The organism is Vibrio sp. AIC-3, from assembly GCF_013114515.1.
Classification (GTDB): domain Bacteria; phylum Pseudomonadota; class Gammaproteobacteria; order Enterobacterales; family Vibrionaceae; genus Vibrio; species Vibrio crassostreae_C.
On the sequence record NZ_VTXG01000014.1, the window covers coordinates 12,509 to 38,068 of the forward strand.

The following is a 25,560-nucleotide window of genomic DNA, read 5'->3' on the forward strand; positions in this document are numbered from 1 at the left end:
TTGGCGCGTTTGATAATTTCAATTTATTCAGTGTCTTAGATGGATATTTTAACGTTGAAGGTATCTTGCTAATTCGATTGTCAACGAAATCTAAAAACTCATTCCTTGTCTGGCGCTCTTATCCTTTTCATTTAGCTTCGTATACTGCTCAACTAGGTAATTAGCCCCAAGGTACAGACAAGAGTGAACCGACTTATGCAGATGAGATCCGCGACTTTGAAAACCATTATTGAGAAAACGCTGCCACTGACGCTGGGTGTGTTTGCGATCATGATGGTTCAATTGGTCGATTCGATCTTTATTGGTCAGCTAGGGGTGAATGAATTGGCGGTTCACGGTATCACCTTGCCATTTCAAGCAGCGTTTACCGGTGTTCAAGTGGGCATCGGTGTGGCGGCAACGTCCATTATTTCTCAAGCGGTAGGGGCAAAAGAACAACGTAAATCTACTTCAATTGCGACGCTGTCGGTTGGATTTGGAGTGTTGGTGATTGCTTTGATCTGCATAGGGCTGATTGTTTTTAGCGATTCTGTTTTTGCGTCGTTTGTGAATGATGTCTCTGACGCTCAATACCAATCCATGCTGTCTATTTTTAATGTGTACTGGCCACTGTGGTTGTTCAGTGCATTGATGGTGGCGGTGCTTTATCTTGCCACCTGCGTTTATCGTGCCAATGGCGATACCAAAACAACCGGAAGCATGTTCTTGACTGCTAGCGTGATTAACCTAATTCTCGACCCTATTCTGATCTTTGGATTGGATATGGGCATCGCAGGGGCGGCGATCGCATCGAGCCTTGGCTACGCTTTCGGCGCAATCTACATGCTAATCAAGTCTCGCGGCAAAGGTTGGTTTGGCTTCAATGGCGCGTGCAGTAACCGAATCAAAGGCTACAGTTTTGAGTTATTCAAGACGGTAATGCCAACCACTGCGAATCAGATATTACCTGCGGTCAGCGCGTTCTTCTCAATGCTATTGATTGCGAGAATCGGAACCGATGAGATGGCTTTTTGGAGCTTACTCGCCCGTGTTGAAAGTTTTATGCTGGTGTTTTCTCTTGCTCTGACGATGTCTATCCCGCCTATGATTGGTCGTTACCTAGGGGCGCAGCAGCGATGCAAAATCCCTGAGCTATTGAATACAACAGCGAAGTTCTTATTGGTTTTCCACACCGTGATGGCAACATTGTTGGCGCTGTTTAGTGGCTGGATTATTCCTGTTATCTCGGAAGAACAAAGCATACGCAGCTGGTTTGAAGTGACCTTGTTATTTATACCGTTCAGCTATGGGCCGCTTGGGCTTTGCATGTTGGTTGCGTCGGTCTTTAATGCCTTGGGTGTGCCGCGTAAAGCTTTGAATGTCTCTTTCCTACGCTTGTTTGTTTTCTACATTCCCGCTTTATGGATCGGCTCGATAACCGGAGACATGGTCAATGCGGTTATTGCTGCGACAGTCGCCAATGTTTTAGCGGGCGCTTTTGCATGGTTTAAGCTTAATGCCTATATTAAAACTCACATTATTCCCCGTGCCGCTGCGGCCAATAAGCAGCGTGTACTCAGCGCAGGCTAGCCATTATTGATGAACATTGAACATCTAAAATTGTTTGTGCGACTCGCGTCTACGCACAATATAGGTCAAGCAGGACAAGAGCTTGGGTTGTCACCTCCGGTAGCCAGTATTCATATCGGAAAACTCGAAGAGAGCCTAGGTGCTATCCGCGTCGATCACGGTGAAGCGGTAAGGGATGTATGTGTCGATGGCTTGGGCATTGCCATGTGCGCGAGTTGGATAGCATACAAGCAGCTCGCGGAAGGTTCGCTGGTTGAGGTGTTGCCGGATTACCCTTTAAAGGATGAGGCGGCTATCTGGGCGGTATACCCGAGTGCTCAGTTACTTGCACCAAAGGTGCGCGTATTTATCGATTACTTTGTTCAATATTATGGTTCACCTTCTTATTGGGATTGCGACGTAAACGGGCAAACTCAATAGCGATTCAGAAGCATATATTGAGAACAAATAAGAAAGCCCCAACCAAAAGGGAGGGGCTTGTTTTTATGTTCTTTATAGAACGTTTTTCTAGCTAACTGCTGTTGTTTTTATTTAGTGTATCCGGCGTTTAATGAGCGTGTACCGCTGAATCTTGGTATAGCTCTGCATCAACTTCTTCGCCTTTACTTGGGCGCGGTACAATCTCAAAAGAGGTGTCAGCTTCTGTCAGTGAAGACAGCAGTTTGTTAAGTGATGTCTTATCACCTTTCACGCCTGCTTGTCCGTCTTCTAACAGTTTTCCAAGGCTTGTTTTCTTAAGCACGATGTCAGACACGTCAGACTTATTGATGATCAGTGTCGTATCCGCATCTTGCAGCTCTGATACTTGGATGTTGTTCAGGTTGCCGTTAGACATCTCAACGTAGTAGAACTCTTTTACATCAGGCAACTGAATATTCAATGTAAATGGTGTTTCTTGTGCTTTTAGCGAATCCACTTTTACGGCTAAGTAATCGAGTAGGTTTTCAATCGTCATGTTCGCTAACACATCCGGAGATGCAGTTTTCGGTGCGCCCGGTTGTGTGCCAATACGAAGCTCTTGAGCGCCGGTTAGGTAGATGTTTCTCCAACCTGCACCTTCTGATTGATAACCCAACTGCTCGTATGTATCTGCCAATAAGCCACGTGCAACTTTGTTCTCTGGCTCAGCTTGAATCACCTTATTCAGTGCTGTTGCAACGAAGCGGTATTCACCTTCTTGGAAATCTTGCTGCGCTTTTTCAATCACAGCATCGCTGCCGCCCATGTACTCAACAAACTTCACCGATTCTGGCTCGATTGGTAATGGATTAAGGTTAGCTGGGTTCATGTCGAAGTAACCAAGATACATGTTGTACACAGCGCGAGCGTTGTGAGAGTAAGTACCGTGGTAACCGTTGGTGTGCCAAGACTGTTGGATGCTGTCTGGCATGACCTTGTAAATCTCGTCACCGATGTCTTGCAGAACCACGCCGTTATTGGCTAAGCGAAGCGTTTGGTTATGAGTAAAACCGTAAGCGTCACGCTGCATTTTTAGGTAATCAGAGATCTCTTGTTCGCCCCAGATTGGCGATGAGTGAGACGCAAACAACACCTCTGTTTCTTCACCCCAAGTGATTAACATCTCGTTGATCTTCTTAGACCATTTCAAGCCGTCACGTACTTTAGCGCCACGCAGCGTGTACAGGTTGTGCATGCCTTGGTAGGTCAGTTCGCCAGTCCAAAGTGCTTTCATGCTTGGAATATACGTCACCATTTCAGAGGCCGCTTCGGTACCTGAAGCATCCATGAATTGCATTTCTAGGCCGTCAATAACCAGAGTTTCAATCTCTTCGTTATGGTTCAGCTCGTAGTCTGGCAGTACGTAAGTAATGCTACCGGTTGATAGGCCTTTCGACAGTGCAGCATCAACAATACCGTGCTCGTGTCGGTTCAGGGTTGCACCATACTGATAAGCGGTACGACGAGACATTGCATTACCCGCCAATACGTTTTCGTCGACGATCTCTTTAGTAATGTTTTTCGAACCGTACACTTTTACATCTGGGTATGCGTCTTTGATTGCTCTTGCGCCACCAAAGTGATCAGCGTGCGAGTGAGAGTAAATCATAGCAACGACGGGCAGTTCGCCGCCATCAGGCACATTGCTCTTGAAGAATTTGAGTGATTTAGCGGCCGCTTCTTTGGTAAGAAGAACGTCGTAAGCGATCCAACCGTTGTCACTACGAATGAAAGAGATAGACGCTAAGTCAGCACCTCGAACTTGGTAAACTTTACCCGGAACAACTTCATATAAGCCTTCTGCTGCTTGGTTCAATACCGCTTGGCGCCACAGTGAAGGGTTTACTGAATCTGGTGCTTGGTCTGCATTCGTCACACTTGGGTCGATAAAGTTAAAGCTATTGCGAATGATGTCGCCCGTCTCTTGGTCGAAGCTAGCAATAAGACCCTTGTTGTTATTGTCGAAAGCGCGAGTGTCGGCAAAGTTAAGTGTTTTTGCGAACTCTTGGTTTGCCTTAGTTGTCATCTCGGTTGCGCTTTTGCCACCTTGGTCGCCAATTTCGCTGAAGTGTGCGTGGTCATGGTTAGCTGCAACTGCAGGGAATGCGAGCGAGATAGCTAGGAACAGTGATGCATTTTTGAACGTGCGTGAAGTCGTCATAAGAGCCTCTTCATTTCAGAATTTTGTTTCGTTGAGGCGATTATAGGAATAAGACATATAGCAAAAAATAAAGTAAGCTTTATTTAATACATCACGATTGGCTATGTATTGAGTCATGCAATGGTTGGGGAACGAAGGCGAATCCTGACCTATGATTGATTAAGACCACATTGACAGGGAGAGTAACGGTGAGCGACGTGGAAAAGTTGGATTTAAATCTATTGAGCGTGTTCTTAGAAGTGTATCGATTAAAGTCGATCACGCTTGCATCAGAATCGCTTGGTATGACTCAGCCTGGGGTTAGCGGGGCATTGAAGCGATTGCAATCTCAGCTTGATACCGACCTGTTTATTCGTGAAGGGCGTGGGATTATTCCGACTAACGCTGCGGTGCAATTGGCAGACCGAGTAGAGCCTGCTCTAGAAGGGATAAGCAGCGCAGTAAGCACTTTAAAGACATTTGATAATCAGCAGCATCATGTGTTTCGTATCCTGGTGAATGAGATTGGATTAACCAAGCTTCAACCTCTCGTCGAGCAAGATGAGACGTTGGGCAATATCTCGATTGAATTCAATATGGTGCCGAACAACGAAGAAGAATTATTGCAAGGCTTGAGCATGCAACAAGCTGATTTAGCGATTGATATCCATTACCCGCAAGTTAACGGCTACATGAAGCAGCCGATGATTGAAGATGAGTTGGTGCTGATAGCTCGAAAGGGGCATCCGAGAATCAATGGCTCTGTGACGCAAGAGCAATATTACAACGAAAAGCATGTTACTTTTAGAATGCGTCGAACACGTTTATACACGGCAGATTATTTTACCAAGTCGCCACTGAAACAGAGAAAAGTGAGTGCCGAGTGTGACTCGCTGATGACCATGTGTGTGCTGGTATCGGGCTCAGATTGTGTCGGCAGTACATCGCGTGATTTTGCCAATCAATTTTCCGAATCCTTCCAGCTTCAAGTCCTTGATCAGCCGTTTGAAATCTTACCGATGCAGCAATACATGATTTGGCATAAAAGAACCGATTTGAACCCTGCTCATCAGTGGCTGAGAAACAAGATTCAGCAATATATGGCTGACTAACGAGCCGCTCTTGCTGCTCGTTTCTGTTTGGCGCTCTCTATCATCTTAGAAGGCGTCATTCCTGTCACCAACATGGTGCCGGTGATAACCAGAATTGAACCAACAATCGTATTGATGCCAATTGCTTCATCTAAGAATAAGTTACCCCATAGAATACCAAATACCGGAATGATGAAGGTCACGGACAGGGCTGAAGGTGCGCCGAGTTCAGAGACGAGATTGAAGTAAAGTAGATACGCTAACCCAGTACATACCGCGCCTAATAAGACAACCGATGTAGTGATCGTAACGTCGGGTGTTTCTCTCATCGGAATAAAGAATACAAACGGCAAAACCAGCAATACCGCAGCCCACATGCTGCCATGAGCATTGTTGAATGCCTCAACTTTAGGGGCTTGTTTGGTATAGTTTGACGCTATTCCGTAGCTAAAGGCCGCCATCACTGCTGCAAAGATAGGAAGCATAGCCTCACGGCCAATGTTCATCGCATCCCAACCGACTAACACGCCAACTCCTGTTACCCCAATCCCAAGTCCCAATAGAACTTTCGCCTCGAGTGCTGTTTTGGTCCATATTGCACCAATGATTGCCGCCCATATTGGCGCGGTAGAGTTCAAGATGGCGAGTGTCGAGGCGTTAAGTGTCTGCGCGGCATAAGCGAAAAGCAAAAAAGGAAGTGTGGTGTTAAACAGGCCGAGAATGAAGAAGTGTTTTGCGTGATCATGAAAAGAGAGCTTCTTTTTTAAATAGAAAGAAACTAAAAGCAGAGTAAGTGCTGCAAACAGAACTCGCGCTTCAATTAAGACTGCGGGCCCTAATGGATTGGCGGCCATTCTCATGAAAAGAAACGAGCCTCCCCATATAGCCGCAAGTAGTATCAGTTTTAAAAAGCTCACAGTTTGAATCTCAGATTGTGTAAAACCTGACTATGGAGGAAAGATAACTATTACACAAACATAGATGCCAATACTGTGCAGTTATGGACATAAAATCGAGCCCGTTAATCAGGAACAATTTCGATGAATTTCGTTCTGTTTATTGTTCCTTATTTGATGAGTAATCTAGCGTTAGACATCAAACTTAGGCAAACAAAATGAAGATTGAACACATCGCAATTTGGACCAAACAACTCGAAGTACTGAAGCGATTTTATGAAGATTATTTCGGCGCGACATTGAACTCAAAATATCACAACCCAACTAAAGGGTTTTCTTCATACTTCCTCTCGTTTGATACGGGAAGTCGTTTAGAGATTATGGAAATGGACTCTGTCCCTGAATCGAAAGACGACATCTATGACCAGTTCACAGGCTTCATTCACATGGCGATATCATTAGGTTCGGAACAGGCAGTCGATCAACTGACTCAACACTTGGTCGAAGACGGCTATGAGCGCTTAGATGGCCTAAGAAGAACAGGCGATGGCTATTATGAGAGCTGTGTACTCGATCCGGATGGTAATCGTTTGGAACTTACCGTTTAATGTAGAGACTTAATTGAGTTACTCATCTACTAACGGAACTGAGGTATGACAATGATGAAGCTTGCTGTGACTTTCCTTTTTAGTCTTGGGCTTATGGGATGTGCTACCTCAGAACCGGTGTATGAGCAGGAGGCGGACTCAAAGCCTGAACCATCACAACCCATAGGTTACCTCGGTTTTAAAGCTCACCAAGAGTGGGCGATTCAATTCAATGATTGCACGGTCTACGATTTAATCGGTGCACAACCTTACCAGTGGTTTGATCGCACTTCAGCCTCTGTGAGCTGTTATACGTTTAAGCCAAAAGATGCCATCGAGCCTTTATCTGTCTATGCCGACGCAAACTTCGACAGCAATAAGCTAGCCCCGATTAACCTATTTCAAGAGCTGCAGGTATCAGAGTCTGGCTGGGGCAAGTTTCCTGCCGTCTATGAGACCAACGGTACCAATTGGCTGAAAGTCAAAGAGGGTTGGATTCACCTCACTTTAGCCGATCAGACACTCGTCCAGTTCTACCCGGGAACTCAAGACCAATCTGGCAAATCACTGCATGATCAGTATTTTGAACAGCATTGATCGTAATGCTGACTGTTGATTAGTCTTTAGATCGATCAAAAAAGATCTTTTAACTGTTGCTGAAACCGGTTTCAATCTGTATCTTTGCTTTTATTGAAATCGGTTTCAGAGTTGCAATTGCAGCTCAAATTCTGATCTTTTTCACGAATAACTTGTAGTGAGTAATGGTATGAACAACGAATTTTCGAACGATTTTTTATGGGGCGGTGCAGTAGCAGCGCATCAACTAGAAGGCGGCTGGGATGCGAATGGTAAAGGTGTCAGTGTTGTTGATGTATTAACAGCGGGCGCTCATGGTGTACAACGTCGAATCACCGATGGCGTGATTGATGGCGAAAACTATCCTAACCAAGTCGCAGTGGATTTCTACCATCGCTACAAAGAAGACATTAAGTTATTCGCTGAGATGGGCTTTAAGTGTTTCCGTACCAGTATCGCGTGGACGCGTATCTTCCCAAATGGCGATGAAGCTGAACCGTGTGAAGCGGGATTAGCGTTTTACGATGATCTGTTTGACGAGCTGTTGAAATACGACATTCAGCCTGTGGTAACACTGAGCCACTTTGAAATGCCTTACCATCTAGCTAACGAATATGGTGGCTGGATGAACCGTAAAGTGATCGACTTCTTCGTTAAGTACTCAACTACGGTGATGGAGCGTTACCAGCACAAAGTGAAATACTGGATGACGTTTAACGAGATCAACAACCAGATGAACACCTCGGCAGACATCTTCGGTTGGTTGTGCTCTGGCGTGAAGTTCCCGCAATGTGAAAAGCCGCAAGAAGCCATGTATCAAGCGGTTCACCACCAGTTTGTTGCGAGTGCGTTGGTGGTTAAGAAAGGTCACGAGATCAATCCAAATCTTCAAATTGGCGCAATGTGTGCGATGGTGCCTTTCTATCCTCGTTCTTCAAAGCCAGAAGACATCATGGTGGCACAGCAAGCGATGCGTGACCGTTATTTCTTCTCGGATGTAATGGTGCGTGGTCATTACCCAAATTACGCTAAGCATGACTGGGCAATCAAAGGCTTCAATATTGAGATGCAGCCCGAAGATGAGCAGATCCTAAAAGAAGGTAAGGCTGATTACTTAGGCTTTAGCTACTACATGTCGAATACCTTGGATTCTTCTTCTCACCAATCTACAGAAGAAGCGATGGACGGCGGTCATGAAAATTCGGTCGATAATCCGTTCATCCAGTCTAGCGATTGGGGCTGGCCAATTGATCCGACGGGTTTGCGTTTCTGTTTAGCGTCTCTGTATGAACGTTATGAAGTGCCATTGTTCATCGTTGAGAACGGTTTTGGCGCTGTTGATACCATTGAAGAAGATGGCAGCATTAATGACGACTACCGTATCGCTTACCTTGGCGACCACATCAAAGAGATGAAAAAAGCCGTTGCGATTGATGGTGTTGATTTGATGGGTTACACCCCTTGGGGCTGTATCGACTTAGTTTCGTTCACCACGGGCGAGATGAAAAAACGCTACGGATTCATTTACGTAGATAAGCACAACGATCAATCTGGCTCACTAGAACGCAAGCGCAAGAAGTCTTTCGAGTGGTATAAAGGTGTGATTGCATCTAACGGTGCCACTATTTAGAATGCATTCCCCAGCGCAGTTATGTGAACTGTGAGCTGTCATTTTGCAATGAATTAGTCGGCCTATGTCGGCTAATTTTTTATAAAGGAAAAGAAGCGAATGGTAACCATGCTTGATGTCGCAAACCGCGCAGGCGTATCTAAATCGACCGTTTCTCGTGTCTTAAATGGCAAGAACATCGTGCGCCCAGATGTGGTGAAAAAGGTATTTGATGCGATTCAAGAAACAGGTTATCGACCGAACTTGTTGGCTCAGCAATTGGCGACCAAGAAGACCAATTTCATCGGCTTTGTAATTACCAATGAGTTGTTCAATGGCCCTTACTTCTCTTCCTTGATGTATCACGCGGCTTCTTATAGCGAAAAGTCGAATCACCAACTGGTGATCACCGATGGCAAACACAGCGCTGAAGACGAAATAAAGGCGATCAACTTCCTGCTGGATATGAAGTGCGCGGGCATCATCCTCTATCCGCAATGCTTAACCGAATGTGAGATTGCAAAGATCATCGACAGCACCGACACTCCGATTCTGGTACTCAACCGTGAAATGCCGTCGAAGCCCAATCATGCTATTACCACCGACCATTATCAGAGCGCTTGTTTGATGGTTGAACACATCATCGAGCAGGGTCATACCGATATTGCAGTGATTCGTGGTAAAGCCGGTTCTTCGACCGATGAGCTGCGTTACCAAGCCTATCAAGATGTGTTAACTAAACATGGTGTTGCATTGGATGAGTCCAACGTTGTTCAAGGTGATTGGACGATGGAGAGCGGTTATCACGCGGCTCAGGCTTTGGCAAAAAGCAGAACCACATTCACTGCTATCTTGTCTGAAAACGATGATATGGCGATTGGTGCGATTAAGGCGTTAACCGAACTTGGGTACTCATTGCCTCAAGATGTTTCGATCGTCGGCTTTGATAACAGCAAAGTGGGGGCGTTTTTAACGCCAAGCTTAACGTCTGTGAGTGTGCCATTAGAGCAAATGACGCAAAAGGCGATCCTGCAAATTGTCGGTGAAACAGAGCAAGCGACCACCATCAATACCACTGGTAGTTTGGTGTTACGTGATTCGATAGCGAAGCTAAATTAGCACTGTTCGAATTTCATATTTTACCTACAAAAAGTGACGAGCTGCGCATCTCTTAAACCAAGCTCAAACACTCCTTATTCACTGTTATTTAGATGTGCGATATTGCGTTTTTGGTCGATGAATTGACCACCATTAGTTAAGTAATGTGAAGCTAGATAAGTAATATGAAAATAGCTAATTGATGTGAGAACAGGTAAGTAACGTGAAAACAGAAAAACAAAAAATGCTAGCAGGTGAACCTTATCAGGCTTGGGATAAAGAGCTTTATGCAGCTCGTATCGAATGTCGCAAGGTGCTTCAAAAACTCAATAACAGTATTCCTGGCACATCTGAATGGGAAGCAGCAACGCAAGAGCTCATTCCGGACTGTGAAAATGCACATTTAGAACCTCCATTTCGTTGTGACTACGGCTCGAACATCAAGCTAGGCAAGAACTTCTACGCTAACTTTAACTGCGTGATTTTGGATGTGGCTGAAGTGACTATTGGCGATAATGTGCTGCTTGGTCCGAACGTTCAAATCCTGACTGCAGGTCATCCACTTGATGTGAAAGGCCGTGTAGAAGAAGGCGTTGAGTTTGGCACACCGATTAATGTTGGCGACAATGTTTGGCTTGGCGGTGGTGTGATCATTTGCCCCGGTGTCACCATTGGCGAAAACAGGGTGATTGGCGCAGGCAGTGTGGTAACTAAAGACATCCCAGCCAATGTGGTTGCAGTCGGTAACCCATGTAAAGTGCTGAAATCGATCGATAACGGACAATAATCAGATTTAAATGACGAAGCCCGAACCTAGGTTCGGGCTTTGTTTTTTCTATTCTTGCTAAATGCTAAATGCTAAATGCTAGATGGAACAGCTTGTTGTGCTTGCTTCTTATCTAACGCACCACTGAATCGAGTCAGAACAAGAGCGATCAAAACGATCACAGCACCTACCCAAGGGGTGTTCATTAATCCAGATTTCGCGACAATCAAACCACCGCCCCATGAGCCCAATGCAATACCGACGTTGAAGGCGGCAATGTTCAACCCAGAAGCGACATCGACTGCGTCTGGTGTGTATTTCTCAGCCAGTTTCACAACATACACTTGTAGCCCCGGAACGTTACCGAATGCGAATGCACCCCAAACCAAAATGGTAGCAACAGCTGCGTAAGGGTTTACTGCGGTAAAGTTGAATACCACCAGTACTGCGGCTAAACCAGAGAAGATAACGGTCAGTGCTTTAATTGGGCCCATCTTGTCGGCCATTTTTCCGCCCCAGATGTTACCGACCGCTACTGACACACCGTAAACCAACATGATTAAGCTGATTGAGCTCGAATCAAATCCTGATACATTTTCCAGTATTGGAGCAAGGAACGTAAACGCTGTGAATGTGCCGCCATAACCTAGTGCTGTGATAGCGTAAACCAACAGTAAGCGTGGTTGAGTTAGAACCTTTAGTTGTGCCGAAATCTTCGCCGCTGGTGGTTGCTTAAGGTTGCTTGGAACCAAGATAGCGCTACCGATAAGAGCAATAAGACCAAGCAGAGCCACGATCAAGAAGGTCGCTTGCCATCCAAAGGTTTGGCCGATATAAGTGCCCAGTGGTACGCCGGTTACCAATGCAACCGTTAAACCTGTAAACATGATCGCAATGGCACTGGCTGCTTTATCTTTTGAAACCAAACCTGTCGCGATGGTCGATCCGATCGAGAAGAACACACCATGGGCAAGGCCAGTCAAAATTCGTGCGGCGATCAGCGTGTTATAGCCTGGAGCTTGCCACGCCAATAAGTTACCAATGACAAACAATGCCATCACGGTTAGCAATACCGCTTTACGATTCCACTTTCCGGTTAATGCCGTTAATACTGGTGCGCCAATAGCAACGCCAAGCGCGTATAAACTGACTAATAGGCCAGCCGATGGCAGAGATACATTCAAGTCGCTCGCCATGGTAGGAATCAAGCCTACGATGACAAATTCTGTGGTTCCGATGGCAAAGGCGCTGAGCGTCAATGCAAGTAATGCTAATGGCATAATCATCTCTCTTACTGTTCTTTGTTAAATACCGAGCGCGATAAAATGGGGCAGCTTGTGACTGCAATAGGAGCGCTTCGTTTGATGGCGAGGATTATCTAGCAAAATATATTTGTGAAAAATGCCGCTATTCACAAATAACCTTTGTGTTATTTGCAATAATTAAAGAGTTAGCCGATCATTGGATTAAGCTGATGAGATCGAAAAGACACAGATGATTTGAGCTGTGATGAGCACAAGCGAGATGACATTAAACAAAATGAAGATAGCGAAGGAGCCTTATGTTAACCCGTTCAGATGATTTAGAAATGGTACTCACCGTTGTCGATGCTGGTGGTTTTTCTGCGGCGGCAGAGGCGCTGGATGTGCAGGTCGCCAAGGTATCTCGTTCGGTGAGTAAGGTTGAGTCGCAACTCGGCGTCTCAATATTCAACCGAACAACGAGACGCGTGGAATTGACGGAGGAAGGACGGCAGTTTGTCGATTCAGTCAGGGTGGGATTACAGATGATTCAGAGCGCGGAAGAAGAAATCGTGTCGCGCGGAGAGTTGCCAAAAGGTCGTTTAAGAGTCGATGCCGCCAGTCCATTCGTATTCCATCAGCTAGTGCCGTTGGTGCAGTCATTCAAAGAGGCTTACCCAGACATTGAGTTGGAACTCACTTCCAACGAAGGCTTCGTTGATCTTCTCGAAAAGAGAACTGATGTTGCGATTCGAATCGGTAAGTTGTCCGATTCAACACTGCACGCTCGCCCGTTAGGAAAAAGTTTACTCCATATTGTGGCGTCACCTGATTATCTCGCTAAGCGTGGGCTGCCCACCAAACCTGAAGATTTGAGTTCGCATCAAATTGTGGGGTTTGCGGGTAACAAAGTGCTTAACCATTGGCCTTTACCAAACCAAAGTGATGTCGCGCCTACTGTGACAGCCAGTAATGGTGAAACCGTGCGTCAACTAGTCTTAGCTGGAAATGGGATTGCTTGTTTATCGGGGTTTATGGTGCAGGAAGATATGGCTGCGGGTCGCCTAATCCCTATTCTGGAACAAGACAAACTTGCCAACACAGACCGAGAGCGAGTGAATGCGGTTTACTACAAGTCGTCATCGGTCTCTAAACGTATCTCGGCATTTATCGATTTTATCCAGCCCCGTTTGAAGCTCTAACTATGGCAGACTACTGGGACTGTAACTAAGCGATCTAAGTCATCTCGTTAAGTGTAAATAACGTAACATCCAGTTTTCATTAATTCTACTTTGCCTTGGCTGATGATGTTGTTCTTCTTCTTATCTTGGATAATTACCTATAAATTTCAGGCTTTAGCAGTAATAATCAATGAATAGATCGGAATAGCTTGTTCATTGAAAAGCTGTACGGAAAGTTTCTAAAGACATCATCGTGAAAAGGAAGTCAGATACATGCCTGTGCTCCAACGCATCAGTTTAACGTTAATCTTAATCGCCGTTTTAGGTGGGTGTTCTTCACTTCCTGAAGGCATCGATCATCCAACAGAACCGCCAACCTCTCCTGCACCTAGTTCTTTATCGGTTCTAACCAATGAATTTCAGCCTGAAGCTTTAGAGCAAGGCACCACCGCGGTTCGTCTGCAAGAGTCTGGTTGGGATGCTTTGGCACAGCGATTAGCACTGGTCGAAAGTGCCGAGCACACCATCGACATTCAATACTACATCTGGAACTCTGACGAATCGGGCAGCTATCTCGCTAGCCGTTTGTTAGCCGCGGCTGAGCGTGGTGTGAAGGTGCGCGTAATGTTGGATGATATCAACCTCAACGAACGTGAAGGTTTGCTGTCGGCACTGGATGCGCACCCTAACGTCGAGATTCGTATCTTCAATCCAACGCCAACACGCCGTGGCTTCAGTAAATGGCTGAGCTTTGTCGGTGACTTTTCTCGCTTAAATCGCCGTATGCACAATAAGTCGTTTACCGTAGATGGTACTTTGTCTGTGGTGGGTGGCCGTAATATCGGTGATGAATACTTTGACCTTTCTGATGAAATCAATTTCCGAGACCGCGATGTATTAGTCATGGGCTCGGTAGTTAACACCATCCAAACCAGTTTTGTTGAATACTGGAACAGCCGTTGGTCTTACCCTGTCGATATGCTGGGTGATGACGAACAACCTGATCTCTCGAAGATAGATAATATTGTCGTTCCGCATTATCAAAATTATCCTGAATTACCATTAGATCGTAAGGCTGCTGATAGTTTACTGAAAGAGGTGGTTAGTGAGATGACTTGGGTGAATGCGTGTTTTGTTTACGATCAACCCGTCCCTGATGACTCCGATAATACTGATGAACCAAAAGCGACCGCGATTCTTCTAGGTAAGTTAGCGAGCGAATCGAAACAAGAGATCTTATTGGAATCGGCTTACCTTGTATTCGATGATGGTCAGCTTGAAGAGTGGCAGGTATTGAATAACAAGGGCGTTGAGATAAAAGCGCTAACGAACTCTATGGCGTCTAATGATCTGGTGACCAATCACTCCGCTTATGCGGGCAGACGTTACGATATGTTGGAGCATGGTATCGACCTGTTTGAGCTAAAACCAGAATCTAAGCTTTGTGAAGCATCGACTCAGGACTTGTCGAAATGTGCACCTGAGACGGCCTATGGCTTGCACGCAAAATCAGTCGTATTCGACCGCAGCATCGCGAGCATCGGTTCATTTAACTTCAACTTGCGTTCTACCTACCTCAATACTGAATCGGTTTTGATCATCGAGAATAAAGAGATTGCTGAAACGTTAGCAAAAACTATTGAACAAGCAATGAGTGACGATAATAGCTGGCGTTTGGAACTGGAAGACGGTGATGTGTATTGGTATTCAGGCGATCAAAGCTGGGACAGCGAACCAGAAACGGGTAAGTGGGAACGAATGCAGTCAGGCTTTTTGCAATTGCTACCGATTGAGAAATATCTGTAAGCTAGCCGCCTCCGGATAAATAAAAATGTCAGCGTATAATACGCTGACATTTTTGTTTGTGGCGATGGAAAGGTAGCTTATTTATCTAAGCAGCGTCTTGAACGTTATCTTTTAGTCAGTTGCTTACTGTTCAAATACGGCAGAATATGTGGGCGAGATTCGCCAGACAGCTTTTGAGTGATCTGCTGTGACCAACTGCTCTGCTTTTGGTTGCTTGAACGGCTTGCGTAGTAGCTTTGCATTGAATCATCGTAGCTGGCAATTTCATCTAGGCTCAGCGGTTGGTATTGGTTTTCGTGCATCACCACATGAGCAGGGAGGCGAGGCTTCACCTCTGGTTGCTGTGCCGGATGACCTAAGCACATTCCGAACAACACGGCGGTATGTTGTGGTAGTTCTAACAGTTCATCGACTTGTTGTGCGCTGTTACGCAGCCCGCCAATGTACACGCCACCTAAACCTAGAGACTCAGCTGCCAGCATGCAGTTTTGCGCCATGATGCCAGAATCTACCGCGCCAATCAGGGTCAGTTCAGTAAAGTCGGTTTTCACTTCAGGGTTGATTTGAGCGTGGCGTTGATAGTCGATACAGAACACTAAAAACTCAGCCGCATTCTCAACGTAAGCTTGGTTACCTGCGTATTCAGCTAACAGTTTGCGCTTCTCGGTGTCTGTCACTCTCACGATAGAAACAGCTTGCAGTAAGCTCGATGATGAAGCCGCGAGACCAGCCTGAATAATCACATCAAGTTGTGCTTTTTCAATCGGTTGATTTGTATATTGACGAATGGAGCGGTGCCCCAGAATAGTTTCAATCGTGCTGTTCATAACTCTCAGACAGTCCTTGTGATGATGGCGTAGAGAATCACAATAACGACAATTACCATGAGCGTAAAGGGTGTTCGAGCCTTTCTGGTTGACATATTTCAGCAGCGTCAGCCCAGTTTTTGAGATTCTATTTATAATCGATTAATGCCAGCTGCTATGCCGCTGGCATTTTATTATTGAGCGAAACTTGCTTCGAAATAGGCACTAAATGATAAAAACTGTCGGATAAAATAGGGCATACTGGACTCAATATATAAACCAAAGAAAGTAACCACGCGCATGAATCCGATCTGCCTCAACGACCCTTTTTCTCTTCCTAATGGCCAAGTGATCAAAAATCGCCTGTTCAAATCGGCAATGAGTGAACAGCTAGGTGATAAACATCATAACCCTAAGCAAGGTTTAGTCACGCTTTACCAGCGTTGGGCTCAAGGAGGAATTGGCCTATCCATGACGGGCAACGTGATGGTCGATAGAGGTGCGCTTGGTGAACCTAAAAACGTTGTGTTGGATGAGCAAAGTGACTTAAGCGTATTTCGTGAGTGGGCGAAGGCTGGAACACAAAATGGTTCGCAGATATGGATGCAGCTGAATCACCCAGGTAAGCAAATTCCTAAATTCTTATGTGATAGCCCGGTTGCTCCTTCGGCTATCTCTTTAGAGCGTGGATTAGAAAAAGGCTTTAATACGCCACGAGCTCTGACTGAGAAGGAAATAATCGCAATCATTGATAAATTCGCGCTGAGTGCAAAGCTTGCAAAACAAGCGGGTTTTACTGGTGTACAGATTCACGGTGCTCATGGTTATCTTGTCAGTCAGTTTTTGTCTTCTAGACACAATCAACGCCAAGACAAATGGGGTGGGTCACTCGAAAACAGACTTCGTTTCGTGCTTGAGGTTTATCGCGCGATTCGAAAAGAGGTTGGTGAAGATTTCCCTGTCGGAATTAAGCTCAACAGCGCCGACTTCATGAAAGGTGGCTTCACTGAAGAAGAGTCGATGCAGGTTGTGCAAACACTGAGTGATAACGGTATCGACCTGATTGAGATCTCTGGCGGCACCTATGAAAGTCCATCAATGATGGGTTCAAAGAGCAAAGCTGAATCAATCAAGTCCAGCACAGTAAAACGTGAAGCGTATTTTATGGATTACATGGTTAAGGCGAGAAAACTCGTGAGTACACCGCTGGTGGTCACGGGTGGTTTTCGAACCGCGCAAGCAATGAATGAAGCATTAAACACCTCGGCGACCGATTTTATTGGTATTGCGCGAACAATGGCGGTTGATCCTGATTTCCCTAACAAGTTAATTGAAAACCCTAGCCACGGCATGCCACTAACGGTGCCAACCACAGGAAAACCCGCATTAGACAAGGTGGCGATGGTCGGGCTGGTTTGGTATGAACATCAGATGTGGCGCATTGCCTCTGGCAAGAATGCTGACCCTAAACTTAGCGCATTAAGCGTGGTGGTAAAAACAATTCTCAGCGCTGGCTGGCACGCTTTCAAAAAGCGCAGAGTGTAAGCAGGCATGGATTGATAAAGCAGAACTTTGAGGAATTGAAGTTCTGCTTTTTTGTTTGTCTCCTTTTAAGTTCTCGATAAATACATCGCAGAGCACCCTCGGCCAGCTTAGCTGTGGTACTAATCTAATACCAACATGAGCATTGGTTATAGTGTTCATAAGTGGCAAATCAGAGTAGACCAACTAGGATGAATTGAATTAAACCCTACAATTAATTCAACAACATGGTAGTTGCTATGAAGAAAATAACCCTCTTATCTGTCGCGATCTTATCCAGCCTCTCTTTCTCATCTTTTGCTAAGGATTGTGATCCCAATTTGCTGCCGTCATGGAAGGATAGTGAGAGCAAATCCGCTATCGTCGACTTTGTTGGGCAAGCCACTAAAGCTGAGTCTGATACGTTCGTGGCAATTGAAGATCGCATTGCCGTGTTCGATAACGACGGTACGCTTTGGTCGGAAAAGCCTTATTACTTCCAATTAGCCTTTGCACTAGATCGTGTAAAAGAGATGGCGCCTGATCACCCTGAATGGAAAACCGAAGCACCGTTTAAGTTTGTACTCGAAGATGATATTGAGAGCGTTCTGGGCAGCGGTGAAGAAGGGCTATTGAAAATCATCATGGCGACACATTCTGGTATGACTGTTGAGCAATACCAGCAAGACGTTGAGCAATGGCTGACGGTAGCAAAAGATAAACGTTTCAACAAAGCCTACACAGACCTTACTTATCAGCCAATGAAAGAGATGCTGACTTACCTGCAAGAGCATGACTTTAAGACTTATATTGTGTCGGGCGGAGGCGTTGATTTCATGAGGGCGTGGGCTCCACAAGCTTACAATATTCCTACAGAGCAAATCATCGGTAGTGCGCTTAAATACAACTACAGCTACAACGATGGCAAACCAACGGTGACCAAAGATTCGTTGATTTTGACCATTGATGACAAAGCCGGAAAGGTCACTAACATTCAGCATATTATCGGCAAGAAACCTATTCTAGCGGTCGGCAACTCAGACGGTGACCAAGCGATGATGCAATGGGCAACGAGCCAACCCAATTCAATGGCGATGATTGTTCATCACACTGATGCTGAGCGCGAGTGGCAGTACGATCGTGAGTCTCACGTTGGCAAGCTTGATAAAGCGCTAGATGAGGCGAATTCCAGAGAGGATTGGACACTGATCGACATGAAATCCGATTGGTGTGAGGTGTACTAACGCCAAGTATACCCTTGGTCAAAACTTCAAAGGCTCGGATTTTAAATTCGAGCCTTTTTTGTGAGCGGAGGTTTTGGGAATGAACGGTTTGAAAGCAATCGTTTGAAAGGAATAAGGTGTTATGGGTTCGCTTTAAGCAAGAACGTACTATAAATTTTCAATGCATGACGGTTTAATCGAGTTAGTCGGAAATTAAAGGAATAGAAAAATGAAAACGATCGGTTTGCTCGGCGGTATGAGTTGGGAGTCGACAGTGAGCTACTACAAATCCATCAACGAGGGCGTTAAAGCCACACTCGGCGGGCTCAATTCTGCAAAGGTTTGTATGTACAGCGTGAACTTCGATGAGATAGAAAAGCTTCAACATCAAGGTCGCTGGGCTGAGACGGCCGATATCTTATCGGACGCGGCTTTATCGGTAGAGAAGGGCGGGGCTGATTTCATTCTGATTTGTACCAATACCATGCATAAGGTCGTTCCTGAGATCGAAGAGAAGGTCACGATTCCTATCTTGCACATCGCTGATACCACAGCGCAGAAGTTGCTTGAACAGGGCGTAAAGAAAGTCGGATTACTCGGCACGGCTTTCACGATGGAACAAGATTTCTATAAAGGACGCCTGACTAACAAATTCGGTATCGATGTGGTGATTCCTGATGAGGACGACCGAGAGAAAGTGCACAACATCATTTATCAAGAGCTGTGCCGAGGCGAAGTAAAAGAAGAATCTCGAGCTGTCTATCGTCAAATCATTGATAAGCTAAGCCAACAAGGTGCGGAAGCCGTTATTCTGGGGTGCACTGAAATCGCCCTCCTGATTCAGCAGCAACACACTGATGTTCCCTTGTTTGATACCACAACCATTCATGCAGAAGCGGCTGTACGTTTGGCGACGAGTGACTAACTTCTAGTTCTTATTCTTAGTTCCATAGCTGTCCTATTTTCGCTCTTGTACGATTTTCATTCGTTGAAGTGAAAGTTTTTTGTACAAAAGCAGGTCGTTAGTTAAAGAAGCGATGCTTTGTTCATTAACCAAGGCCTTATCGGTAGGTAAGGTTTTAGTTAATGACTGAGGTATCCGCGCTTTTAAGCACTATGCTTTAGTCATGACCGAAAGAGGATTTATTATGAAATGGCTTATCTTATCTGTAACGCTGTTATTCGTGGCAGGATGCCAATCGACGGGGTCTCAAGAAGCACAAGTCGGTGACGACATGAATCGAGTTCATACCCAAGGGTGCAGCAGCTAATCTTCTTTTGTGGAAACACATTTTCAGCTGCTCCGGTAGAGAGTTACCCTACAAAGCCTTGTGTTGTCACAAGGCTTTTATTTTATACAAAATCTAAAAAATGATTCGACTATATCGCGAATTATCAATGAATACTGTTGTTGATAAACTCTGTTTTATTAAAGCACGCTCTCGTGCTTATAGACCGGAGAAACCAATATGAATTACGAGGGAAAAGTATATCGTCCATGGACAGAGGCGAAGAGCATTCTGATTCAAACCACTTTAGGTTGCAGTATCAACACGTGCACGTTCTGTAATATGTTCAGCGATAAACGATTCAAGGTTTGTGATATTGAGGATGTGTTTAAAGATATCGAAGAAGCTCGCCTGATTTATCCTTATGTTGAATCAATTTTCCTTATCGATGGCAACGTGATGGCCGCCCGCACGGATTATCTCCTTAAGATTTTGGATAAGCTTCGTCATACCTTTCCAGAAAGCAGAAAAGTATCGCTCTATAGTGGTTTGAACGATTTCCGTCGTAAAAGCTTGAGCGAACTTAAAGAGCTTAAAAGTGCCGGTCTCACTATGGCTTATGCGGGGTTGGAGTCAGGCGATGCGGTTGTACTCGACAACATCAAAAAGCGCATGACACCAGAACAAGCGATCGAAGGCATGGAATTAGCCAAAGAAGCCGGCATTGAAACCTTACTTTCGTTTATCTTCGGCCTTGGCGGTCGTGATCGATCACGTGAACATATTGTCGAGACCGCAAGATTACTGAATATCATGAAGCTTGAGCAGATAGCGCCAATGGCGTTAGCGATTCAGCCAGGAACCGTGATGGAACAAGAAGTAAAAGATGGCAAGTTCGTTATGCCGACGCAACTTCAGATCTTAGAAGAAGAAAAGTATCTGCTTGAGAATCTAAACATCGACACTTTCTATTGGGGCGACCATGGTAATAACATCGTGACTCAGAAAGGTTTCCTGCTTGATTCAAGAGAGCAATTTTTGGCTAAGGTGAACCATGCGATAGCATCAAACCCAATGGCTAAAGACAGTGTTATTCAGACGTTTGCTTGGTAGCGTTTAGTTAAAAACGATACTTGCAGGCTAAGTAAAAATCGAAAGAAGTATTGTTTTCGAGGCGGGATAATCGCCATAAACCTACTTCCGTTACTGAGACAATTCAAAATCAGCAAAGCCATTTTCTTGGTGGATGTTGTAAATTTGTGAATCTGAATTGTCTATATTCTATGCTGTGTACTGGATCTCATTTGTTATTTGACTCCCTTGCTAAGGTTAATAATGAATGCGTAATACCAATCACTTTACTCAACTTAAGAGGTTTCTATGCTAGGTGAAAATCATTCTCTTGTTCACGAATTTCCTGAAATGAAAGATAAAATTGCTGAGCTTGTTAAAACTGACGATGGCTTTGCAGCAGACATGAAGACGTACGACAACCTTGATAAAGAGATTCGTAAGCTTGAGCTGAAAGATTCACCCATTGATGACGGCTCGATGCACCAACTGAAACATGATCGTTCTGTACTGAAAGATGCACTGCATGCACGTTTAACTGGCTAGTGAGCTAGTAATTTTGCTGATTAGCTAAATGGCGAATTGCAGACTTAGACAAAAAAACTCCTTCGGGAGTTTTTTTCGTTTTGGCACAATAACATCTTCACAATTCAACTGAGTTAATACGTTGTATTGTTATGTGAATGACGCATAATGAGGGTTACTGGTACACGATTTTTAAGATTTTATTGGTAATCTCATGAATATTGAACACCTCAAATTGTTTGTTCGTTTAGCTTCCACACATAACATCAGCATGGCTGGGCAAGAGCTTGGTTTGTCTCCTGCTGTTGCAAGCTCGCACATCAGTAAACTGGAAGACAATTTAGGCGTTCGCTTGGTCCACCGAACCACTCGTAAGGTCTCTTTAACCGAAGAGGGGGAAGCATTCTTACCTCATGCTGAAGAAGTGTTATCGAGCGTGGATGCTGCCAAATCGGCGGTCGGTGTGGGTTGTGACTCTCCAACCGGAACGTTGCGAGTTACCGCATCTGCGTCTTTTGGACGTTTGCATCTTGTTCCTGCCTTACCTGGATTCTTAGAGCGCTACTCTGGGTTAAAAGTCGATCTCAGGCTATCAGATTCGATGGTGGATGTTGTTGAGGGTGGCTTTGATATCGCGATTCGTATCTCGGAGCTGAAAGACTCGACACTGATTGCCCGAAAACTTGCGACAGACAAGCGTATTGTGTGTGCATCGCCTGATTACTTAATCAAATATGGTAAGCCAGCCAAACCTCGAGATCTTAACGATCATCAATGTATTAGCTTAATTGGTTTAGAAAACTGGACGTTCAATACTGAAAGCGGGCCTAAGACGATTAAGGCATCTGGGTCGTTCAGGGCAGATAACGGAGAAGCACTGCGTGACGCAGCCTCAGGTGGTATGGGTATCACGGTGACATCGAATTGGTGTGCCTATGAACAACTGAAAAGCGGTCAGCTGGTTCAAATATTAGAAGATTACCCATTAACATCAGAGCCTGCAATTTGGGCTGTGTACCCAAGCACAAGGTTACTTGCACCAAAGGTGAGAGCCTTCATTGACTACTTCTCTGAATATTATGGTAATCCGCCGTATTGGGAGAAAACATAGAGACAAACGTTATTAAAGCGCTGACATGGTGAGCGTTTTTAAATGTGTTGTTTCGTTGAGATAAAGAATAGCAACCTTTTGTGAAGTTGATAATCAACCGGATTAATAAAACACTATTTAGTTTTTGTTGAAAATAGAGGTGTGAATAAAGTCTCAGGCTGAGCGGAATAGTAGACAATAAAAAAGCTTAGCGTGGGGAGCGCTAAGCTTTGTCATTATTTATATTCAGGAGCGGATGGTTTTGCTAGAAGAACTAACCGACTTGAGAAAAGTTCACCACAGTGCTTTCAAGATTCTCTTTTAAGTAGCTAGAAACTGCATGCTGCTCTGTTTCACTTAAGTACAGGCCAAGCTTGGTTCTGCGCCACAAGATGTCTTCGTCAGTCATCGCCATCTCTTCATTGATCAAGTAATCGATCTCAGCTTGATAAACGCCGTGTGCTTCGCTTGAGAATTGGGTACCAAGATCAGCTTCGCTCGTTGCACCTTCCAGCAGCTTCCAAGTGTAAGTACCAAATTGAGTCACATAACGTAGTAACAGTGCTTCTGATATCCAAGGGTACTTGGTGTGGATCATCTTAGCGAGCTGTTCTCTGCTGCAGCTGAAGTTACCACCCGGTAGTGTGTCGTTAGCTGTCCAAGGTGCGCCCATGTGTTTCAGGTAAGGTTCTAGCTTGTTCAGTGCCGCTTCACCGAGTTTACGATAAGTCGTTAACTTGCCACCAAAGATAGATAGCAGTGGTGCTTGATCCATTTCTGCATCCAGCTCCAGTGTGTAGTCACGAGTGATAGCTTGTGGTGAGTCAGATTCATCGTCACAAAGCGGTCGTACGCCACTGTATGTCCAGACCACATCGTCACGCTCTAGTTGCTTAACAAAATGCTGGTTAACGATATCAATCAAGTAATCAACTTCTACATCGTCGATAGCCACTTCGCGAGGATCGCCTTTGTATTCAAGGTCGGTGGTGCCGATGATCGAGAACTTATCTAGGTAAGGGATCATGAACACGATGCGGTTATCTTTGTTTTGTAGAATGTACGCTTGTGGTTCGTCATGAACACGCGGTACCACAATGTGTGAGCCTTTGATTAGGCGAATATTACGTGGTGAGGTTTGTTCTAAACCATCATCAAAGAACTGTTTCACCCAAGGGCCAGCAGCGTTGACCAATGCTTTTGCTTTGCGCTCAAAACGTTGGTTTGTCATCACATCAAGAATCGTTACATGCCAAATGTCGCCTTCGCGGTGTGCTTTTTCAACTCGGCAGTAGTTGCGTACTTCTGCGTTGTTTTCTTTCGCCGCCAACACGTTCAGCAATACCATACGCGCATCATCTACCCAGCAGTCTGAGTATTCGAAACCTGTTTTCATTTCTGGTTTAAGCAAACCTGATTGAGCCAAGTTCACCGTTTTACTTCCAGGAAGAGTCGTACGTTTACCTAAGTTATCGTAAAGGAATAGGCCACAGCGAATCATCCAAGCTGGGCGTAAAAATGGTCGATGAGGTAAACGGAAACGCATTGGCTGAGCAACGTGAGGCGCTTTTCTTAACAAGACTTCACGTTCAGCGAGCGCTTCCGAAACCAAACGAAATTCGTAATGTTCAAGGTAGCGTAGGCCACCGTGGATAAGCTTTGAGCTAGCAGAAGACGTCGCAGACGCGAAATCATTTGCTTCGTATAAACCAACGTTTAGACCACGACCAGCAGCGTCTGCCGCGATACCCGCACCATTGATGCCGCCGCCAATAACGATTAAGTCTAGAGTTGAAGATGTACTATTGTTTGAATTAGTTTGTTGAGCACTCATGGTTTTGACCTCTTTCTGAGCGAACGAGCATTTTAGAACATAATTGAATCCTATATGAACTTTCGTTTGCGGTCATTTATTATTTTCGTTTATGCGCGTTTTATGTGATTTGCGCATAAAAAAACCTTCGCTTATGACAGCGAAGGTTCCAAATAACTCTCATTCGAGCATAGAAGTGATATTAATCATGTTCAAGTGCGACTTTCCAAGTAACAAAAAAGCCCATTATCGATAAAGTGATCTATCAATAATGGGCTCTTTTAATGAACATGATTTCTGAGCGTTTTTTTATTCGTCCGACGCTAGTGGTTGAGACGCGGTCTCGATCACTTCCAATGGGATCGATGAATCCTTGAGGATGTTCAGGATCTCTTCTGGTGGCTGTTTATTGGTGAACACCATGTGTGCTTGAGAGATGTTACCCAGCTTAACCATTGCGTTGCGACCAAACTTACTGTGGTCGACTGCCAGGAAGATGCTGCGGCTGTTTTCGATGATAGCTTGCTTCACTCGAACTTCATGGTAGTCAAAATCAAGCAGTGAGCCGTCAAAGTCGATGCCGCTGATCCCTAGAATGCCGAAATCGAGGCGGAACTGCTTCACGAAATCGAGTGTTGCTTCACCCACGATACCGCCATCACGGTTTCTCACTTCGCCACCTGCCAAGATAACCTTTATCTCTGGGTTTGGTAGCAGGATACTGGCAACGTTGATGTTGTTAGTCACGACTCTGAGTTGTTTGTGGTTTTTGTTCAGCGCGCGTGCCACTGATTCTGGCGTGGTGCCGATATCAACGAACAAGGTTGCACCATCTGGAATGTGTTTAACCAGCTCGTCGGCAATCACATCTTTTTCATTGAAGTTAAGCGCTTTACGCGTGTTGTAAGAGGTGTTTTCTGAGCTAAGAGGAATGGTTGCACCACCGTGATAACGACGGATTTTGTTGCTATCGGCCAGCTCATTGAGATCTCGTCTGATGGTTTGTGGGCTGACATCGAATTTTTCAACGAGCTCTTCGGTGCTCACATATCCTTGTGTTTTTACCAGGTCTACAATCTGCTGGTGTCTTGGTATCTGCTTCACTTAACTTACCACTCCCTGCGCGCAAAGGGCTCTAGCGCGTCAAAATCGAAAATATAAACTCACGCTATTGTGCTCGAATTGATGAAAAGAGAGAAGTAATGATGGTAAGGAATCATGTCTAAACCGCAAAAACGCTGGTCAAAAAGTGGAATTTGAGCC

Annotated in this window: 23 protein-coding genes; 17 read left to right on the plus strand and 6 right to left on the minus strand. The window is 45.1% G+C overall.

The genetic code is table 11. The features are described 5' to 3' along the window. Positions 1–195: 195 nt before the first annotated feature. Positions 196–1,569, plus strand: a complete 1,374-nt coding sequence (locus F0229_RS11595; RefSeq protein ID WP_171732903.1) for an MATE family efflux transporter — start codon at positions 196–198, stop codon at positions 1,567–1,569. 9 nt (positions 1,570–1,578) lie between these two features. Then, complete coding sequence (locus F0229_RS11600) at positions 1,579–1,989, plus strand: LysR family transcriptional regulator (protein ID WP_017059460.1); 411 nt, start codon at positions 1,579–1,581, stop codon at positions 1,987–1,989. 127 nt (positions 1,990–2,116) lie between these two features. Here the strand turns inward: F0229_RS11600 and F0229_RS11605 are convergent, their stop codons facing one another. Continuing rightward, positions 2,117–4,189, minus strand: a complete 2,073-nt coding sequence (locus F0229_RS11605) for an alkyl/aryl-sulfatase (protein WP_171732904.1) — start codon at positions 4,187–4,189, stop codon at positions 2,117–2,119. Positions 4,190–4,377: 188 nt separating this feature from the next. Between F0229_RS11605 and F0229_RS11610 the strand changes: the two genes are divergently transcribed. Further along, a complete protein-coding gene (locus F0229_RS11610) occupies positions 4,378–5,280 on the plus strand; it encodes a LysR family transcriptional regulator (RefSeq protein ID WP_017059462.1) in 903 nt (300 codons plus the stop codon). On the opposite strand, the gene F0229_RS11615 is transcribed toward F0229_RS11610, so the two are convergent. Then, complete coding sequence (locus F0229_RS11615) at positions 5,277–6,119, minus strand: DMT family transporter (RefSeq protein ID WP_029235183.1); 843 nt, start codon at positions 6,117–6,119, stop codon at positions 5,277–5,279. The two genes, F0229_RS11610 and F0229_RS11615, sit on opposite strands and share 4 nt — an antisense overlap. A 254-nt stretch (positions 6,120–6,373) precedes the next feature. Here F0229_RS11615 and F0229_RS11620 point away from each other — a divergent pair, with 254 nt between their 5' ends. The 5 genes from F0229_RS11620 to F0229_RS11640 all read left to right on the plus strand — a co-directional run bounded on the left by F0229_RS11620 (position 6,374) and on the right by F0229_RS11640 (position 10,812). Next, a complete protein-coding gene (locus F0229_RS11620) occupies positions 6,374–6,763 on the plus strand; it encodes a VOC family protein (protein WP_171732905.1) in 390 nt (129 codons plus the stop codon). A gap of 51 nt (positions 6,764–6,814) precedes the next feature. Continuing rightward, positions 6,815–7,339: a hypothetical protein gene (locus F0229_RS11625; RefSeq protein ID WP_171732939.1), complete on the plus strand. Its 525-nt coding sequence runs from the start codon at positions 6,815–6,817 to the stop codon at positions 7,337–7,339. A gap of 169 nt (positions 7,340–7,508) precedes the next feature. After that, the gene (locus F0229_RS11630; protein ID WP_171732906.1) at positions 7,509–8,948 is read left to right on the plus strand and encodes a 6-phospho-beta-glucosidase; all 1,440 of its coding nucleotides are present in this window, start codon (positions 7,509–7,511) and stop codon (positions 8,946–8,948) included. Between the two features lie 99 nt (positions 8,949–9,047). After that, on the plus strand, positions 9,048–10,046 hold the full coding sequence (locus F0229_RS11635) for a LacI family DNA-binding transcriptional regulator (RefSeq protein WP_017059467.1): 999 nt from the start codon (positions 9,048–9,050) through the stop codon (positions 10,044–10,046). Positions 10,047–10,248: 202 nt separating this feature from the next. Further along, on the plus strand, positions 10,249–10,812 hold the full coding sequence (locus tag F0229_RS11640; RefSeq protein WP_171732907.1) for a sugar O-acetyltransferase: 564 nt from the start codon (positions 10,249–10,251) through the stop codon (positions 10,810–10,812). Positions 10,813–10,883: 71 nt separating this feature from the next. Here the strand turns inward: F0229_RS11640 and F0229_RS11645 are convergent, their stop codons facing one another. After that, positions 10,884–12,071 carry an MFS transporter gene (locus F0229_RS11645; protein WP_017062388.1) on the minus strand — a complete coding sequence of 396 codons (1,188 nt, stop codon included), beginning with the start codon at positions 12,069–12,071 and terminating at the stop codon, positions 10,884–10,886. A 281-nt stretch (positions 12,072–12,352) separates the two neighbouring features. On the opposite strand from F0229_RS11645, the gene F0229_RS11650 reads away from it, so the two are divergent. Further along, positions 12,353–13,234 carry a LysR family transcriptional regulator gene (locus F0229_RS11650; RefSeq protein ID WP_019827078.1) on the plus strand — a complete coding sequence of 294 codons (882 nt, stop codon included), beginning with the start codon at positions 12,353–12,355 and terminating at the stop codon, positions 13,232–13,234. A gap of 252 nt (positions 13,235–13,486) precedes the next feature. Then, positions 13,487–15,019, plus strand: coding sequence for a phospholipase D family protein (locus tag F0229_RS11655; protein ID WP_171732908.1), 1,533 nt, complete (start codon positions 13,487–13,489; stop codon positions 15,017–15,019). A gap of 104 nt (positions 15,020–15,123) precedes the next feature. On the opposite strand, the gene nfsA is transcribed toward F0229_RS11655, so the two are convergent. Next, entirely contained in the window at positions 15,124–15,846 is a 723-nt protein-coding gene (nfsA, locus tag F0229_RS11660) for an oxygen-insensitive NADPH nitroreductase (protein ID WP_017060948.1), read from the minus strand. A 279-nt stretch (positions 15,847–16,125) separates the two neighbouring features. On the opposite strand from nfsA, the gene F0229_RS11665 reads away from it, so the two are divergent. From F0229_RS11665 to F0229_RS11690, 7 genes are all read left to right on the plus strand, one after another. Beyond that, positions 16,126–17,370, plus strand: a complete 1,245-nt coding sequence (locus F0229_RS11665; protein ID WP_171732909.1) for an NADH:flavin oxidoreductase/NADH oxidase family protein — start codon at positions 16,126–16,128, stop codon at positions 17,368–17,370. Between the two features lie 236 nt (positions 17,371–17,606). Then, positions 17,607–18,590: an HAD family phosphatase gene (locus F0229_RS11670; RefSeq protein WP_029235499.1), complete on the plus strand. Its 984-nt coding sequence runs from the start codon at positions 17,607–17,609 to the stop codon at positions 18,588–18,590. Positions 18,591–18,798: 208 nt separating this feature from the next. Then, positions 18,799–19,494: an aspartate/glutamate racemase family protein gene (locus F0229_RS11675; protein WP_171732910.1), complete on the plus strand. Its 696-nt coding sequence runs from the start codon at positions 18,799–18,801 to the stop codon at positions 19,492–19,494. A gap of 223 nt (positions 19,495–19,717) precedes the next feature. Continuing rightward, positions 19,718–19,840, plus strand: coding sequence for a hypothetical protein (locus tag F0229_RS21995; RefSeq protein WP_258182976.1), 123 nt, complete (start codon positions 19,718–19,720; stop codon positions 19,838–19,840). A gap of 198 nt (positions 19,841–20,038) precedes the next feature. Then, positions 20,039–20,911 (plus strand): radical SAM protein, encoded by an 873-nt coding sequence (locus F0229_RS11680; protein WP_171732911.1) that lies wholly within the window; start codon positions 20,039–20,041, stop codon positions 20,909–20,911. Positions 20,912–21,178: 267 nt separating this feature from the next. Continuing rightward, positions 21,179–21,415: a YdcH family protein gene (locus tag F0229_RS11685; protein WP_017067743.1), complete on the plus strand. Its 237-nt coding sequence runs from the start codon at positions 21,179–21,181 to the stop codon at positions 21,413–21,415. A gap of 193 nt (positions 21,416–21,608) precedes the next feature. After that, on the plus strand, positions 21,609–22,505 hold the full coding sequence (locus F0229_RS11690; protein WP_017069708.1) for a LysR family transcriptional regulator: 897 nt from the start codon (positions 21,609–21,611) through the stop codon (positions 22,503–22,505). A 253-nt stretch (positions 22,506–22,758) separates the two neighbouring features. Here the strand turns inward: F0229_RS11690 and glpD are convergent, their stop codons facing one another. Beyond that, the gene (glpD, locus tag F0229_RS11695) at positions 22,759–24,318 is read right to left on the minus strand and encodes a glycerol-3-phosphate dehydrogenase (RefSeq protein ID WP_171732912.1); all 1,560 of its coding nucleotides are present in this window, start codon (positions 24,316–24,318) and stop codon (positions 22,759–22,761) included. A gap of 288 nt (positions 24,319–24,606) precedes the next feature. Then, positions 24,607–25,401, minus strand: coding sequence for a DeoR/GlpR family transcriptional regulator (locus F0229_RS11700; RefSeq protein ID WP_004740378.1), 795 nt, complete (start codon positions 25,399–25,401; stop codon positions 24,607–24,609). Between the last annotated feature and the right edge of the window lie 159 nt (positions 25,402–25,560).

Bases quoted from the DNA above. Each gene is read 5' to 3' on its own strand.
- F0229_RS11595 (WP_171732903.1), top strand. From the start codon at position 196: ATGCAGATGAGATCCGCGACTTTGAAAACCATTATTGAGAAAACGCTG.
- F0229_RS11600 (WP_017059460.1), top strand. From the start codon at position 1,579: ATGAACATTGAACATCTAAAATTGTTTGTGCGACTCGCGTCTACGCAC.
- F0229_RS11605 (WP_171732904.1), bottom strand. From the start codon at position 4,189: ATGACGACTTCACGCACGTTCAAAAATGCATCACTGTTCCTAGCTATC.
- F0229_RS11615 (WP_029235183.1), bottom strand. From the start codon at position 6,119: ATGAGAATGGCCGCCAATCCATTAGGGCCCGCAGTCTTAATTGAAGCG.
- F0229_RS11620 (WP_171732905.1), top strand. From the start codon at position 6,374: ATGAAGATTGAACACATCGCAATTTGGACCAAACAACTCGAAGTACTG.
- F0229_RS11625 (WP_171732939.1), top strand. From the start codon at position 6,815: ATGATGAAGCTTGCTGTGACTTTCCTTTTTAGTCTTGGGCTTATGGGA.
- F0229_RS11630 (WP_171732906.1), top strand. From the start codon at position 7,509: ATGAACAACGAATTTTCGAACGATTTTTTATGGGGCGGTGCAGTAGCA.
- F0229_RS11635 (WP_017059467.1), top strand. From the start codon at position 9,048: ATGGTAACCATGCTTGATGTCGCAAACCGCGCAGGCGTATCTAAATCG.
- F0229_RS11645 (WP_017062388.1), bottom strand. From the start codon at position 12,071: ATGCCATTAGCATTACTTGCATTGACGCTCAGCGCCTTTGCCATCGGA.
- F0229_RS11650 (WP_019827078.1), top strand. From the start codon at position 12,353: ATGTTAACCCGTTCAGATGATTTAGAAATGGTACTCACCGTTGTCGAT.
- F0229_RS11655 (WP_171732908.1), top strand. From the start codon at position 13,487: ATGCCTGTGCTCCAACGCATCAGTTTAACGTTAATCTTAATCGCCGTT.
- nfsA (WP_017060948.1), bottom strand. From the start codon at position 15,846: ATGAACAGCACGATTGAAACTATTCTGGGGCACCGCTCCATTCGTCAA.
- F0229_RS11665 (WP_171732909.1), top strand. From the start codon at position 16,126: ATGAATCCGATCTGCCTCAACGACCCTTTTTCTCTTCCTAATGGCCAA.
- F0229_RS11670 (WP_029235499.1), top strand. From the start codon at position 17,607: ATGAAGAAAATAACCCTCTTATCTGTCGCGATCTTATCCAGCCTCTCT.
- F0229_RS11675 (WP_171732910.1), top strand. From the start codon at position 18,799: ATGAAAACGATCGGTTTGCTCGGCGGTATGAGTTGGGAGTCGACAGTG.
- F0229_RS21995 (WP_258182976.1), top strand. From the start codon at position 19,718: ATGAAATGGCTTATCTTATCTGTAACGCTGTTATTCGTGGCAGGATGC.
- F0229_RS11680 (WP_171732911.1), top strand. From the start codon at position 20,039: ATGAATTACGAGGGAAAAGTATATCGTCCATGGACAGAGGCGAAGAGC.
- F0229_RS11685 (WP_017067743.1), top strand. From the start codon at position 21,179: ATGCTAGGTGAAAATCATTCTCTTGTTCACGAATTTCCTGAAATGAAA.
- F0229_RS11690 (WP_017069708.1), top strand. From the start codon at position 21,609: ATGAATATTGAACACCTCAAATTGTTTGTTCGTTTAGCTTCCACACAT.
- glpD (WP_171732912.1), bottom strand. From the start codon at position 24,318: ATGAGTGCTCAACAAACTAATTCAAACAATAGTACATCTTCAACTCTA.